The sequence below is a fragment of the Streptomyces coacervatus genome (genome assembly GCF_029223485.1).
Classification (GTDB): Bacteria; Actinomycetota; Actinomycetes; order Streptomycetales; family Streptomycetaceae; genus Streptomyces; species Streptomyces coacervatus.
Genome location: NZ_JARHTP010000020.1, coordinates 175,845 through 188,931, shown reverse-complemented (window position 1 = coordinate 188,931; position 13,087 = coordinate 175,845). Strand labels below are relative to the sequence as shown.

At 69.6% G+C, this 13,087-nt stretch carries 13 protein-coding genes; 6 read left to right on the top strand and 7 right to left on the bottom strand.

Features of this window, described 5'->3' with window-relative positions; translation table 11 throughout:
* Positions 1 to 53 precede the first annotated feature (53 nt).
* Positions 54 to 1,688, top strand: a complete 1,635-nt coding sequence (locus P2Q00_RS39465; RefSeq protein WP_275779201.1) for a hypothetical protein — start codon at positions 54 to 56, stop codon at positions 1,686 to 1,688.
* A gap of 56 nt (positions 1,689 to 1,744) precedes the next feature.
* Here the strand turns inward: P2Q00_RS39465 and P2Q00_RS39460 are convergent, their stop codons facing one another.
* From P2Q00_RS39460 to P2Q00_RS39450, 3 genes are all read right to left on the bottom strand, one after another.
* Complete coding sequence (locus P2Q00_RS39460; protein ID WP_275779200.1) at positions 1,745 to 3,568, bottom strand: NHL domain-containing thioredoxin family protein; 1,824 nt, start codon at positions 3,566 to 3,568, stop codon at positions 1,745 to 1,747.
* A gap of 92 nt (positions 3,569 to 3,660) precedes the next feature.
* Positions 3,661 to 4,521, bottom strand: coding sequence for a calcium-binding protein (locus P2Q00_RS39455; protein ID WP_275779199.1), 861 nt, complete (start codon positions 4,519 to 4,521; stop codon positions 3,661 to 3,663).
* A 147-nt stretch (positions 4,522 to 4,668) separates the two neighbouring features.
* Entirely contained in the window at positions 4,669 to 5,061 is a 393-nt protein-coding gene (locus tag P2Q00_RS39450) for a cupin domain-containing protein (RefSeq protein ID WP_275779198.1), read from the bottom strand.
* A 52-nt stretch (positions 5,062 to 5,113) separates the two neighbouring features.
* Between P2Q00_RS39450 and P2Q00_RS39445 the strand changes: the two genes are divergently transcribed.
* Both P2Q00_RS39445 and P2Q00_RS39440 read left to right on the top strand, forming a co-directional pair.
* A complete protein-coding gene (locus P2Q00_RS39445) occupies positions 5,114 to 6,130 on the top strand; it encodes a helix-turn-helix domain-containing protein (protein WP_275779197.1) in 1,017 nt (338 codons plus the stop codon).
* Complete coding sequence (locus P2Q00_RS39440) at positions 6,127 to 6,621, top strand: LURP-one-related/scramblase family protein (protein ID WP_275779195.1); 495 nt, start codon at positions 6,127 to 6,129, stop codon at positions 6,619 to 6,621. Before P2Q00_RS39445 ends, P2Q00_RS39440 begins: the two co-directional genes overlap by 4 nt.
* Here the strand turns inward: P2Q00_RS39440 and P2Q00_RS39435 are convergent.
* Positions 6,618 to 7,436, bottom strand: coding sequence for a carbon-nitrogen family hydrolase (locus P2Q00_RS39435; protein ID WP_275779194.1), 819 nt, complete (start codon positions 7,434 to 7,436; stop codon positions 6,618 to 6,620). The genes P2Q00_RS39440 and P2Q00_RS39435 overlap by 4 nt on opposite strands.
* A 182-nt stretch (positions 7,437 to 7,618) precedes the next feature.
* On the opposite strand from P2Q00_RS39435, the gene P2Q00_RS39430 reads away from it, so the two are divergent.
* The gene (locus P2Q00_RS39430; RefSeq protein ID WP_275779192.1) at positions 7,619 to 8,443 is read left to right on the top strand and encodes a maleylpyruvate isomerase family mycothiol-dependent enzyme; all 825 of its coding nucleotides are present in this window, start codon (positions 7,619 to 7,621) and stop codon (positions 8,441 to 8,443) included.
* Between the two features lie 59 nt (positions 8,444 to 8,502).
* On the opposite strand, the gene P2Q00_RS39425 is transcribed toward P2Q00_RS39430, so the two are convergent.
* The 3 genes from P2Q00_RS39425 to P2Q00_RS39415 form a co-directional block, all read right to left on the bottom strand.
* Entirely contained in the window at positions 8,503 to 8,955 is a 453-nt protein-coding gene (locus P2Q00_RS39425) for a hypothetical protein (RefSeq protein ID WP_275779190.1), read from the bottom strand.
* 178 nt (positions 8,956 to 9,133) lie between these two features.
* Positions 9,134 to 10,423 (bottom strand): MFS transporter, encoded by a 1,290-nt coding sequence (locus P2Q00_RS39420; RefSeq protein WP_275779188.1) that lies wholly within the window; start codon positions 10,421 to 10,423, stop codon positions 9,134 to 9,136.
* A 14-nt stretch (positions 10,424 to 10,437) separates the two neighbouring features.
* Positions 10,438 to 11,112, bottom strand: a complete 675-nt coding sequence (locus P2Q00_RS39415) for a GntR family transcriptional regulator (RefSeq protein ID WP_275779186.1) — start codon at positions 11,110 to 11,112, stop codon at positions 10,438 to 10,440.
* Between the two features lie 209 nt (positions 11,113 to 11,321).
* On the opposite strand from P2Q00_RS39415, the gene P2Q00_RS39410 reads away from it, so the two are divergent.
* Positions 11,322 to 12,224 (top strand): D-alanyl-D-alanine carboxypeptidase family protein, encoded by a 903-nt coding sequence (locus P2Q00_RS39410; protein WP_275779183.1) that lies wholly within the window; start codon positions 11,322 to 11,324, stop codon positions 12,222 to 12,224.
* 86 nt (positions 12,225 to 12,310) lie between these two features.
* Positions 12,311 to 12,979: a class I SAM-dependent DNA methyltransferase gene (locus P2Q00_RS39405; protein WP_275779182.1), complete on the top strand. Its 669-nt coding sequence runs from the start codon at positions 12,311 to 12,313 to the stop codon at positions 12,977 to 12,979.
* The last annotated feature ends 108 nt before the right edge of the window (positions 12,980 to 13,087 follow it).

Here is a 13,087-nt window from a genome sequence, read left to right as displayed (position 1 = left end):
GCGTAGGATTCGCTCACTCTTGAACGATCTTCAGTCTCGTGGGGGGACTACACATGCGAAGAAAGTCGGTGCTGGCCTGCGCTTCTGTCGCGGCCGGCCTGCTGCTCGGCCCGGTCCCGGCGGCGCATGCGGCGGTGGCGCCGGTGCTGTACGGAGTCGGCAGCGGTGACCACCCGGGCGAGGGCCTGGTGTGGGTGTCCGCCTCCTCCGACACCGCCCTCACCTCGATCACCGCGCACCTCTACGCGCCGGGCTCCGCCGCCGACGCCCAGGAGGTCACCGAGGTCAGCGACTTCACGCCGGACTCCAGCACCGGCTTCGCGAACACGTGGCGCACCACCGCCCCGCTGCGCCTGGCCGACCTCGGCACCTATCGCGTCAAGGTCGACCTCACCGACGCCGACGGGGACACCACCACGGCCGAGGGCACGTACCAGTACGAGCTCGAGGCGAATCTGACGGATCTACAGGCCACGCCGCAGAACCCGGACTACGAGCACCAGGACGTCACCGTCTCCGGCGGCTTCACGGTCACCGACCCGCGCACCGGCGGGACGACGCCGGCCGCGGGCACCGAGGTGGACCTGGAGATCCCCAACCACGACCGGACGACCACGACCGGCACCGACGGCCGTTTCACCGCCGTCTACACCGTGGACGACCCGTACAGCGACACCGTCAACGCCTGGCTGCGGCCGGCCGAGCCCTGGTACCAGTCCAGGGCCAACGAGAGCGTCGAGGTCCGGGCCGTGCAGTCGCAGACGCGCGTGACCCTGGACTCCACCGACGTGTATGTGAAGGCCGGTCAGCCGGCCGCCGTCTCCGGCACGGCCGAGGTGTACGTCGGCGGGGCATGGAAGCCGCTGGCCGGAGCCGTCGTCGACGAGGTGTGGGACGACGGCGACGGAGGCCCGGGCGTCGCCGCACGGCCCGTCACGGGCGCCGACGGCCGCTTCACCGGAAGCATGACCGTGCCGAGGACCGGACGGGTCGATGTGCAGGTCCGCACCGGGACGTACCTGAAGTACAGCGGGTATCAGACGGTCAACGTCTACGTCGCGAACAAGACGTCCCTCACCTCCTTCACGGCGACCTTGAACAAATACTCCGAACTCACCGCCAAGGGCCTGCTGATCACCGGCAGGCAGCTGCCCTCGGACGCGGTCAACAAGGTCGAACTCCAGTACTCGGCCGACGGCAGGACCGGCTGGCAGACGATGAAGACGGTCACTCCGAGCGGCGGCGAGACCGACACCGGCATGCCCTTCAAGGGCACGTTCGACGCGCCCTACAAGGGCTACTACCGGGCACACTTCAAGGGCAACAGCAACTTCCAGGAGTCCTACAGCTCCGTCGTCCACGCCCAGCGCACGCCGACCCGCATCATCGACGGCAACGCCTCGCCGGAGCCCGTCCGCAAGGGCCGCACGATCACCTACAAGGGCAAGCTGCAGCACTACACCTCGGGCGCCTGGAAGGCCTACGGCGGCCAGAAGGTGAAGATCCTCTTCCGCCCCAAGGGCTCCAGCAGCTGGTACGACATGGGCAACACCTACACGCACTCCGACGGCACCTTCAGCAAGGGTTTCACGGCCTCGAAGGACGGCACTTGGGTCGCGGTGCTGCTCTACCCGGCCGGCACCCACCTGGTGAGTTCCGGCCGGGAGGACTACGTCGACGTGACGTGACGGGGGTCGCTGCGACGTGAGCGTGTGGGGGCTGGTCGCGCAGTTCCCCGCGCCCCTCAGGTGGGCTGGTCCATGCCGGCGAGAACCAGTGGGAGTCGGTCCACTCCTGCCTGTATGAGGCGGACCGGGACTCCCCAGTCCTGTTGATGTACGTGACAGGCCGGGTACTCGTTGGCCGGATCGTCGTCGCAGGAGGCGGCCATCGCCGATACGTGCAGGACGCCTTCCTCGATCTCGGAGTTGAGCTCCAGCGTGCGGGACAGGTCCGTGTCCGCGCCCTCTCCGGCGAGCAGCAGCTCGGGCGGGGTGGAGGAGACCAGGAGACGGGTCGAGGGGCCGTACCGGGTGTCGAGCTTCTGACCGGCCGGGGCCTGGAAGATCACGTCCAACTGCAGCTTCCCGGGGGCGACTTCGGTGGCGGCGCGCTGGGTGCGATGGGCGACCGAGTCCACCTTCACGGCCTCTTCCGGCAGGCGCAGCCGGGTCAGGCGGTGCCGGGCCGACTCGACGACGACGATGTCCTCGCCGACGAGGACGGCATCGCTCGGCTCGCGCAAGTCCGTGGCCAGGGTGGTGATTTCGCCGGTCGCCGGGTCGTACCGGCGCAGGGCGTGGTTGTAGGTGTCGCTGACGGCCACCGAGCCGTCCGGGAGGGCGGTGACGCCCAACGGGTGCTGGAACAGGGCCTGTTCGGCGGCTCCGTCGCGGTGGCCGAAGTCGAAGAGTCCGGTCCCTACGGCGGTGCGGACGACGCCGTCGAGGTCGACCCAGCGCAGGGCGGATGTCTCGGAGTCGGCGAGCCAGAGCCGGTCGGCGGTGGCAGCGAGCCCGGAGGGCTGCGCGAACCAGGCCTCGGCGCCGGGGCCGTCGACGAGCCCCTCGTTGGTGGTGCCGGCGGTGACGGCGACCGTTTTGTCCGCGGGGTCGTAAGCCCAAAGCTGATGAACGCCCGCCATGGCGATCCAGACCTTGCCGCCGAAGAGTGCCACGTCCCACGGGGAGGACAGGTCGATCTCGCGGGCGGGCCCGGCGGTGGGCGAGCCCTGCCACCACTGTCTGCCCGTGCCCGCCAGGGTGGTGACCTCACCGGTTGCTAGGTCGAGCCGCCGCAGGGCGTGGTTCACGGTGTCGGCCACGACGACCGAGCCCTCGTCGAGCAGGGCCAGCCCCTGCGGCTCGCTGAAGCCGGCCGTGTCCGCCGAACCGTCCTCGAGCCCGCGCGCACCGGACCCGATCCGCCGCACGACGCTCTCCCCGTCCGCCGCCAGCTCCACGAGCTGATGCCGGGTGGTGTCGCTGACCAGGAAGTGCCCGGACGGCAGCAGAAGAGCCTTGCCCGGGAAACGCAAGGTCGTCGGCTCCGGCTCCGGAGCCACATACGGGCCGTCCCCGCGCCGCAGCGTCCCCTTCGCCTCGTGCTCGGCCTCCAGCTCCGTCACCAGGCGCTCGATCGCGTGCACATGCCCCTCACCGGCGTGCTGGGCGACGACGTAACCCTCGGGGTCGATCACGACGAGCGTCGGCCACGCGCGCACGGCGTACTGCTTCCAGGTGGCGAGCTCCGGGTCGTCGAGGACCGGGTGCTCCACCCCGTACCGCTCGACGGCGTCGACCACCGCCGTGTGCTCCGCCTCGTGCACGAACTTGGGCGAGTGCACGCCGATGACCACGACGGTGTCCGAGTGCTTTCTCTCCAGCTCCCGCAGCTCGTCCAGGACATGCAGACAGTTCACACAGCAGAACGTCCAGAAATCGAGCACGACGATGCGTCCCCGCAGGTCGGCGAGGGTGTACTGCTGGTCGCCCGTGTTCAGCCAGCCGCCCTTGCCGACCAGTTCGGGAGCGCGGACGCGGACGCGTCGGGGAGTGGAGTCGGTCATGGATCAAGAGTGCCACCCGCCACTGACAACCGGCCCGGCGCCCGCCACCAGGCCGTTTCGGCCCGGGTCTCAGCCCTGTTCGGCCCTGGGTCTCAGCCCTGGCGGATCACGTCGGTGCCGGGGCCGCCGGAGAGGGTGTCGGTGCCCGGGCCGCCGTACAGCTTGTCGTTCCCGCTGTTGCCGTACAGCTTGTCGTTGCCGCTGTTCCCGTACAGGACATCGTTGCCCTTGCCGCCGTACAGGGTGTCGTCGTTCGTCCCGCCGGTGATCGTGTCGTTGCCGTCGTCGCCGGACAGGTACTGGGCGCCGGAGCCGCCGTGCAGCGTGTCGTTGCCCGCGCCGCCCTGGACGATGTTGTCGCCGCCGCTCGCGGTGATCGTGTCGCTGCCGTCACCGCCCCAGGCCAGGCCCTCCGCGCCCACGGTGATGGTGTCGTTGCCCGCACCGCCCGAGACATAGGCGCCGTCGAGGCGGCCCGAGTCGGTGGACCTGTCGTTGCCGGCGCCCAGGGAGATCTCGGCGTAGGTGTAGATCTGGTCGGTGTTGTTGGCGTACGCGAGGGTGTCGTCGAGGTCGCCGAGGTCCATGACCAGGCCGGGGTACGGGTCCTGGCTGTCCACGGAGGTGACCGTGCAGGAGACCTTCGTGTGGTCCGAGCTCACGGGGTAGGTGCAGTCGTGGCCCGCGGTGATCGGGACGACGTCGTCGATCAGGTAGGTGAAGCCCGTCCTGTCGGCGGTGTACGACACGGTGACGGTGGCCTTGTTGGTCTGGCCGGCGGCGGCCTTGTAGGTGAGCTGCCAGTCGTTCGCATTGACCGCGGCACTGGCCGACGGAGTCGCCGCGCCGGCGGTGCCGGCCAGGGTGAGCGGGGCGGTCAGGGCGGTACCGAGGACCAGCGTCGCCGCCGAGACGGTGCGTATCACCCGGCGGCGGACGGGACGAGAGAGCATGGTGGGACCTCCGAGAGGAATGTGCGGCGCTGTGCGCCCTGTGCATGATCCGACTCGGAGGCCGTCCGTTTGGTTGGTCAACTTCGCTGCACGCGCGCGAAGTTCACCTCTGGGACACCTCACGGCCCGGTGAATTCCGGGGACCGGTCAGGCAAGGGCGTGCCCGGTCGTCGCGTCCACGTGCTCGGGCACCTGGTCGTGCCGGTCGCCGACCGTGAGAGTGCCGGTGGGTTCGAGCAGCAGGATCTGGGCGGGCACGGGCGCGTGGGGCCTGTGTTCGGTGCCGCGCGGGACGGTGAAAACCGAGCCCTTGGGGAGGACGACCGTGCGTTCGCCGTCCGCCTCGCGCAGGGCGATGTGCAGCTCGCCGTCCAGGACCAGGAAGAACTCGTCGGTGTGGTCGTGGACGTGCCACACGTGCTCGCCCTCGACCTTCGCCACGCGTACGTCGTAGTCGTTGACGGTCGTGACGATGCGGGGGCTCCAGTGGTCGGTGAAGGAGGCGAGGGCCTGGGCGAGGGCGATGGGTTCGTTCGGCATGACTTCATCGTGCGGGGTGCCGAGTACGCCGTACGAGTGCTAGGAATCGCATATGCCGCAAGGATCCTCTCAGTACCGCCCGCATCGCCACCACCCGCACCAGGTCGCCGTGATCGTCGACGAAGGCACGAACCCCTTCGAGGTCGGGGTGGCGACGGAGCTGTTCGGGCTGCCGCGGCCGGAACTCGGCCTGCCCGGGCCGCTGTACGAGGTGACGCTGTGCGCGCCCACCCCCGAGGTGCGCATGAACCACGGCTTCTTCACGCTGACCGGGGTGCCGGGCCTGGACGCCGTGGACGACGCGGACACTCTCGTCGTTCCGGGTCGTCCCGACAACGTCGTCCCGCGCGCTGCCGCCGTACTGGACGCGATCCGCCGCACGCACGCGCGTGGCGCCCGCGTACTGAGCTTCTGCACCGGCAGCTTCGCGCTCGCCGAGGCCGGGCTGCTCGACGGGCGGCGGGCCACCACGCACTGGCGCTGGGCCGATCTCTTCCGCAGGCTGCACCCCAAGGTCCTGCTGGAGCCGGACGTGCTGTTCGTCGACGAGGGCGATCTGCTCACGGCGTCGGGCAGCGCCGCGGCGCTCGACCTCGGGCTGCACATCTGGCGCCGGGACCACGGGGCGGAGCGCGCGAACGCCGTCTCCCGGCGGCTGGTCTTCGCCTCCCACCGGGACGGCGGGCAGCGGCAGTTCGTGGAGCGGCCGGTGCCCGAGGTGCCGGACGAGTCGCTCGGGCCCTTGCTGGCGTGGGCGCAGGAACGGCTGGGGGAGTCCCTGACGGTGGCCGACCTGGCCGCCCGAGCGGCCGTCTCCCCCGCCACGCTCCACCGGCGCTTCCGGGCGCAGCTCGGCACGACTCCGCTGGCCTGGCTGACGGGGGAGCGGGTGGCGCTCGCCTGCCGGCTGATCGAGCGGGGGGAGGAGCGGCTTGACGTGGTGGCGGCGAGGAGCGGCCTGGGGACCGCGGCCAACCTACGCGCGCGCGTGCGGCGCGAGACCGGACTCAGCCCGACGGCCTACCGGCGGCGTTTCGGACCGGCCGCCGGGGAACCGGTAACGGCATGAGATTCCTCGTACGCGACCGGATCCTCGGCATCGGTGACGACTACTGGATCGAGGACGAGCACGGCAACAAGGTGTTCCTCGTCGACGGCAAGGCCATGCGCCTGCGGGACACCTTCGAGCTGAAGGACACGCACGGGCGCGTCCTGATCGACATCCACCAGAAGATGTTCGCGCTGCGCGACACGATGGTGATCGAACGGGACGGCGACACCCTCGCCCGCATCAGGCGCAAACGCCTGTCCCTGCTGCGCAACCACTACCGGGTCTCCCTGGTCGACGGCACCGACCTCGACGTCAGCGGCAAGATCCTCGACCGCGAGTTCGCCGTCGAGTACGACGGCGAACTGCTCGCCGTCATCTCCCGCCGCTGGCTGCACATCCGGGAGACCTACGGCGTCGACGTCGTCCGCGATGACGCGGACCCGGCGCTGCTGATCGCGGTGGCGGTGTGCGTGATCCACCTGGCGGAGAAGGAGCGGGAGGACGATTAGCTTCGGGGTGGCTGCAGTCCCAGTACGCGGTCCTTCAGCGCCGGGAACACCTCACGCGTCGTGGCGACCTTCGCCGGATCGAACTCCACGGTGAGGATCTCCTCGTCCGCGCCCGCCTCCGCCAGCACCTCGCCCCATGGATCCACCACGATCGAGTGACCCGCCTGCGGAACTCCCGCATGGGTCCCGGCTGTTCCACAGGCAAGCACGAACGCCTGGTTCTCGACCGCCCGCGCCTGGGCCAGCAGCGTCCAGTGCGCCCGGCGGCGCTCCGGCCAGCCCGCCGGAATGACCAGGGTCTCTGCACCGGCGTCGACGAGACCGCGGAAGAGTTCGGGGAATCGGAGGTCGTAGCAGGTGGCCACACCGAGGGTGGTGTCGGGCAGAGGGACCGTCACCAGTTCCCGCCCCGCGCCCATCAGCACGGCCTCGCCCTTGTCGAAGCCGAAGCGGTGGATCTTGCGGTAGGAGGCGGCCAGATCACCGGTGGGAGAGAAGACGAGGGAGGTGTTGTACAGGGCGCCGGCACCCGCGGCGGAGCCGCTGTCGGATGTCGTACGTTCGGGAATGGAGCCGGCATGCAGCCACACGCCCGCGTCGCTCGCGGCCTTCGCCATCGCCTCGTACGTCGGCCCCTCGAGCGGCTCGGCCTCGCTGCCGAACTCCTCGTACGCGAAAGCGCCCGTGGTCCACAGCTCGGGGAGGACGACGAGATCAGCTCCCGCCTGCTCCCGTACCAGCGAGGCCACCCGCCGCCGACGCGATTCGACCGATTCGCCCTCGTCTACGGCGATCTGGATGAGAGAGGCGCGCACACTACCACCGTCCTGGCATTCGAGCCGTCCATACGGGCCTACGATCGTCACACGAAAGCACTGCCGGGGTGCCTCACAGCAGCGTAACTTAGCGTCTCAAGACACCCGCCGAGTGCAGCCACCTCCCGCTGGCAACGCTGCCACCAACCGCCCGTGTACCGACCGCCGAGGGGTCCCGTTCCGTGAGTCTGCATCCCACCCTCCAGCCCTACGCCGACGCCTGGACCCATTCGATCGAAGCGATATCCGAGCTGGTGGGGCCGCTTGTGGAGGGAGAGTGGAACCGGCGGACGCCGTGCCCGGGCTGGTCGGTCCGTGACGTGGTCTCCCATGTCATCGGACTGGACTGCGAGATGTTGGGCGACCCGCGCCCCATCCACACACTGCCGCGCGACCTCTACCACGTCACCAACGACAGCCAGCGCTACATGGAGATGCAGGTCGACGTCCGCCGCCACCACACGGCGCCGGAGATGACCTCCGAGCTGGAGTACGTCATCATCCGGCGGAACCGCCAGCTGCGGAACGAGTCGCGCGACCCGGGCACCAAGGTCCGCGGCCCCCTCAGCACCGAGCTCACCCTCGAAGCGTCCATGCGCGCCCATGCGTTCAACGTGTGGGTGCACGAACAGGACCTCCGTGCAGCCCTCGGCCGCCCCGGCAACCTCGACTCCCCCGGCGCGCACATCGCCCGTGACGTGCTCCTCGCCGAGCTGCCCGCAGTCGTGGCCGAAAAGGCGGACGCGCCGCGCAGTTCGGCGGTCGTCTTCGACGTGCACGGCCCGGTCGAGTTCCTGCGCACCATCCGCGTCGACATCCAGGGCCGCGGCACCCTCGAAACCGCCCCCGCCCTCGGCCCCGCCGCCACCCTCACCCTCGACTGGGAGACCTATGTACGCCTGGCCTGCGGCCGGGTGACGCCGGAGGCCGTGGCGGACAGGGTGAAGGCGGAGGGGGACCCGGAGCTGACGGGCGCGATCCTGCGGAACTTCACGGTGACGTCGTAGCGCCTGAGTCGGTTCGGTACGTCCGTCCGTCCTTCCGTCCGTTCGGTACGTCCGTCGGTTCAGCGGACCTCGGTGATCGTGCCGGCGACGCCCTTCCTGAGGACGACGTCGGCAGGGACGGCCGCCTTCTTGGTGGCCGTCTCCAGCTGGTCGAGCGTGCAGTGGGTGAGGGCCTTGGAGCCCGTGGCGCCGCAGATCCTGCCGGCGCCGTAGACCCGGGTGTCGTCGGCGACGAAGAAGGCCTGGTCGGCCCGGCCCGTCTTGGAGACGAGGTACTTGCCCGGGGCGAGGTAGGTGACCGTGCCGCCGGCGATCGTCCCGCTCGACGTCTTTCCGGCGGACGTACGGGACGACCGGGAGCCGTGGGACGTCCCCGAGGTCTTGTACACCGACTTGTGCCGGGAGCCATGACTCTTGGAATGGCTCGTCGAGCCGTGCTGACAAGCCGTCATCAGCAGGCCTGCCGTGATCGCGGCGGTGACGAGGGTGGCCTTGCGGAGCTGGCGGTTCACCAGGGGTTCCCTTCGGGGAGCGAGGACTGCGTGCGAGCACATTCGTTGCGCTCGACGACTATGAGGTCCCACCGGACCGTCATGTCACGCCCGTCCTCGCTTCACGACACCGCCGTCACAGGCCCATGACAGAAGCAACACATCATCCGTGGAAGCCCGTTCAAACCAGCGGCCCGCCTCACGCGGGCACGTGCACCGTCTCCACCCGGCTGGCCACCAGCCGCTCCCGCTCCCGCCGGGCAACCCGCCCCCGCAGCCGCAGAATCTGGCTGACCCCGAGCGCCTGGAGCACGAACACCACGGAGAACGCGACGGTGTAGTTGTCGCCCGTGGCGTCCAGCAGCACCCCGATGGCGAACAGGGTGGTCATCGACGCGACGAACCCGCCCATGTTGGTGATCCCGGAAGCCGTCCCCTGCCGCTCCGCGGGGTTGGCCGGACGGGCGAAGTCGAACCCGATCATCGAGGCAGGCCCGCATGAACCGAGCACCGTGCACAGCACGATCAGCAGCCACATCGGCGCCCGGTCGGCCGGGTAGGCCAGCGTCGCCGCCCACACCACCGCCGTCGCGCCCACGGTTCCGAGCGCCAGCGGCAGCCGCGCCGCGTGGTGCCGGGCGATGATCTGGCCGTAGACGAGGCCCACGACCATGTTCGACAGGACGACCAGGGTGAGGAGTTCACCGGCCGTGGCACGGGACAGCCCCTGCGCCTGGACCAGGAACGGCAGCCCCCACAGCAGCAGGAACACCATCGCCGGGAACTGGGTCGTGAAGTGCACCCACAGCCCGAGCCGCGTCCCCGGCTCCCGCCAGGAGGCCGCGATCTGCCGCCGGACATAGGCGGCACCCTGGTGCGGGAAGGGCTCGGGCTCGTGGCCCTCCGGGTGGTCCTTGAGGAACAGCAGCATCAGGACGAGGACCACGACACCCGCGAGCGCACTGCCCCCGAACGCCGCGGTCCAGCCGACGCCGTGCAGCAGCCGGGCCAGCACCAGCGTGGAGACCAGGTTGCCGGCCATGCCGACGAGCCCCGCGAGCTGCGCGACCAGCGGCCCGCGCCGCGCCGGGAACCAGCGGGTGCCCAGTCGCAGCACGCTGATGAACGTCATCGCGTCACCGCACCCGAGCAGCGCACGGGAGGCGAGGGCCGTGCCGTACGAGGGCGAGAAGGCGAACCCGAGCTGCCCGGCCGTGAAGAGAACGACCCCGATGGTCAGCACCTTCTTGGTGCCGAGCCGGTCCACCAGCAGGCCGACGGGTATCTGCATCCCTGCGTAGACGAGGAGTTGCAGGATCGAGAAGGTCGACAGCGCCGAGGCGTTCACATGGAATCGGTCGGCGGCGTCGAGGCCGGCGACCCCGAGGGAGGTACGGAAGATGACGGCGACGAAGTAGACGGAGACGCCGATGCCCCAGACGGCCATCGCGCGACGACCGCCCGGCGGGTCACCCGGCAGAGTGGTCATGGCGGACGACGACCTCATCGGACCTCACCCCGCGCCAGATGCGAGAACCAGCTGACATGCCGGTGGACCACCCCCACTGCCTCCTCCGCGTCCCCGGAGCGCAGCGCCTCAAGGATCTCCTCGTGCTCGGCAAGGGTCTTGGCGATCCGGTCGGGGTGGGAGTGCAGTACGGCGACGCCCATCCGCAGCTGGCGGTCGCGGAGTTGGTCGTAGAGCCGGGAGAGGATCTCGTTGCCCCCGCTGCGGACGATCTCGGCGTGGAAGCAGCGGTCGGTGACGGCGGCTGAGGCGAGGTCGCCGGCGGCGGCCTGTTCCTTCTGCTTGGCGAGGAGTTCCTCGAGCCGCTCGACGAGCCCGGCGGGTGCGGGCACGGCCTTGCGGGCCGCATGCTCCTCGACCAGCAGTCTGGTCTCCACCACGTCCGCGATCTCCTGCGCGGACACGGGCAGGACCAGGGCTCCCTTCTTCGGGTAGAGCTTGATCAGCCCTTCCACCTCAAGGCGCAGCAGCGCTTCACGAACGGGGGTGCGGGAGACCCCGACGGCCTCGGCGAGCTCGCCCTCGGTGAGGAGGATCCCGCCCTCGTAGCGGCGCTCCAGGACACCCTGCTTGACGTGGGCGTAGACGCGTTCGGCGGCGGGTGGTTGCTTGGTGGTCTGCTTGTCGGTCAGGGTCCCCGGGCTGCTCATGCGAACAGCATAGATACAACATGTGCGCATGAGGATGCCCGTCCAGCATGCGGAATACATGCTGTCCGGTTGCTGTCCAGAGGACCCCGCCTCAGCAGCAACACAACCATCTGTGCTAGTTACGTGTCACACACGTGCGGCCCCATCTTCTCTGGACGCTCAACTCGGCCGCACGCCAGGGGCATTCGACATACATCGGGGTAAATCACTTGATTACCGGCATTCCGGGCAGCCGTGTCCGCAGAGCCACCGCCGTCGCCGTGACGGCGGGCGCCATGCTCGCGACCGGTGCCCTCACCGCTGCGCCCGCGCAGGCCGTCACCGCGCCCACGATCGTCGCCAAGGGCGGCTACGTGATGAACAACGCGAACGGCAAGACGCTGTACACGAAGGCAGCGGACACCAGGCGCTCCACCGGCTCCACCACCAAGATCATGACCGCGAAGGTCGTGCTCGCGTCGGCGAACCTGAACCTCGACGCCAAGGTCACGATCCAGAAGGCGTATAGCGACTACGTCGTCGCCAACAACGCCTCCCAGGCCCACCTGATCGTCGGCGACAAGGTGACCGTCCGCCAGCTGCTCTACGGCCTGATGCTGCCGTCGGGCTGCGACGCCGCCTACGCGCTCGCCGACAAGTTCGGTGCGGGCTCGACGCGGGCCGCTCGCGTGAAGTCGTTCATCGGCAAGATGAACACCGCCGCGAAGAGCCTGGGGCTGACGAACACGCACTTCGACTCGTTCGACGGCATAGGGAGTGGCAACAACTACTCGACGCCGCGCGACCTGACGAAGATCGCCAGCAGTGCGATGAAGAACTCCACGTTCCGCACGGTCGTGAAGACGAAGTCGTACACCGCGAAGACCATCACCAAGACGGGCAGCACCCGCACGATGCAGCCGTGGGTCAACACGAACGGTCTGCTCAGCAGCTACAGCGGCACGATCGGCGTGAAGACGGGCTCCGGCCCCGAGGCCCAGTACTGCCTCGTCTTCGCCGCCACCCGCAACGGCAAGACGGTCTACGGCACCGTCCTCGCCTCCACCTCCATCGCCCAGCGCGAGGCGGACGCGAAGAAGCTCCTGAACTACGGGTTCGCGCAGCTCGGCTGACGCCGGCGTAGGTGAGTGCGTGAGCACCTGACTGGAGGGGTCTGCCGCCTGTGGGCGGTGGGCCCCTCGGTGTTTAGAGTCACGGGGTGACCGAGCCCTCGTATCTCACTGCGATTCTCACTGCGATCCGGGAGTCGTACGACACCGTCGCCGCCGACTATGCCGAGCAGGTCAAGAGGCCTGCGGAACTGGACCCGTTGTCACGCGCGTTGCTGGCCGCGTTCGCGGAGGCCGTGCGGGAGGACGAGGAGGGGCGGCCGGTCGCGGACCTGGGGTGCGGCCCGGGGTTCGTGACCGCGCACCTGGCGGATCTGGGCGTGCCCGCCTTCGGTGTGGACATCTCACCGAGGATGGTCGAGATCGCCCGACGGACCCATCCCGGGCTGACCTTCACCGTGGGGTCGATGACCGGACTGGAGATCGCCGACGGGACGCTCGGCGGCATCCTCGCCTTCTACTCCGTCCACCACACGCCGCCGGAGGTACTGCCGGTGGTGTTCGCCGAGTTCCACCGGACGCTGGGGCCCGGCGGCCGGCTGATGCTGGCCGGCCATGTGGGCGACGGCGAGCATCTCCGGCCGACGCAGGCGTACGGCGGGCATCCGGTGTCGTACGAGTCCCATCTGCTGCCGGTGGAACGGCTTGTGGAACTGCTGGAGCAGGCAGGGCTGGTAGTGACGGCGAGGGTGGTGCAGGAGCCGGAGGAGGGGAGAAAGCGGAGGTTCGCGACGCTGATGGCGCGGAAGGCGGTCTGAAGTGGTAAGGCGCGATGACGAATTGGCAGTGCGGGCACGGACGGGCGGAGCGCCGGTGTACGTGCTCAACCAGAGCTGATCCCATGGCGAGACAGTGACTGGAAGTCA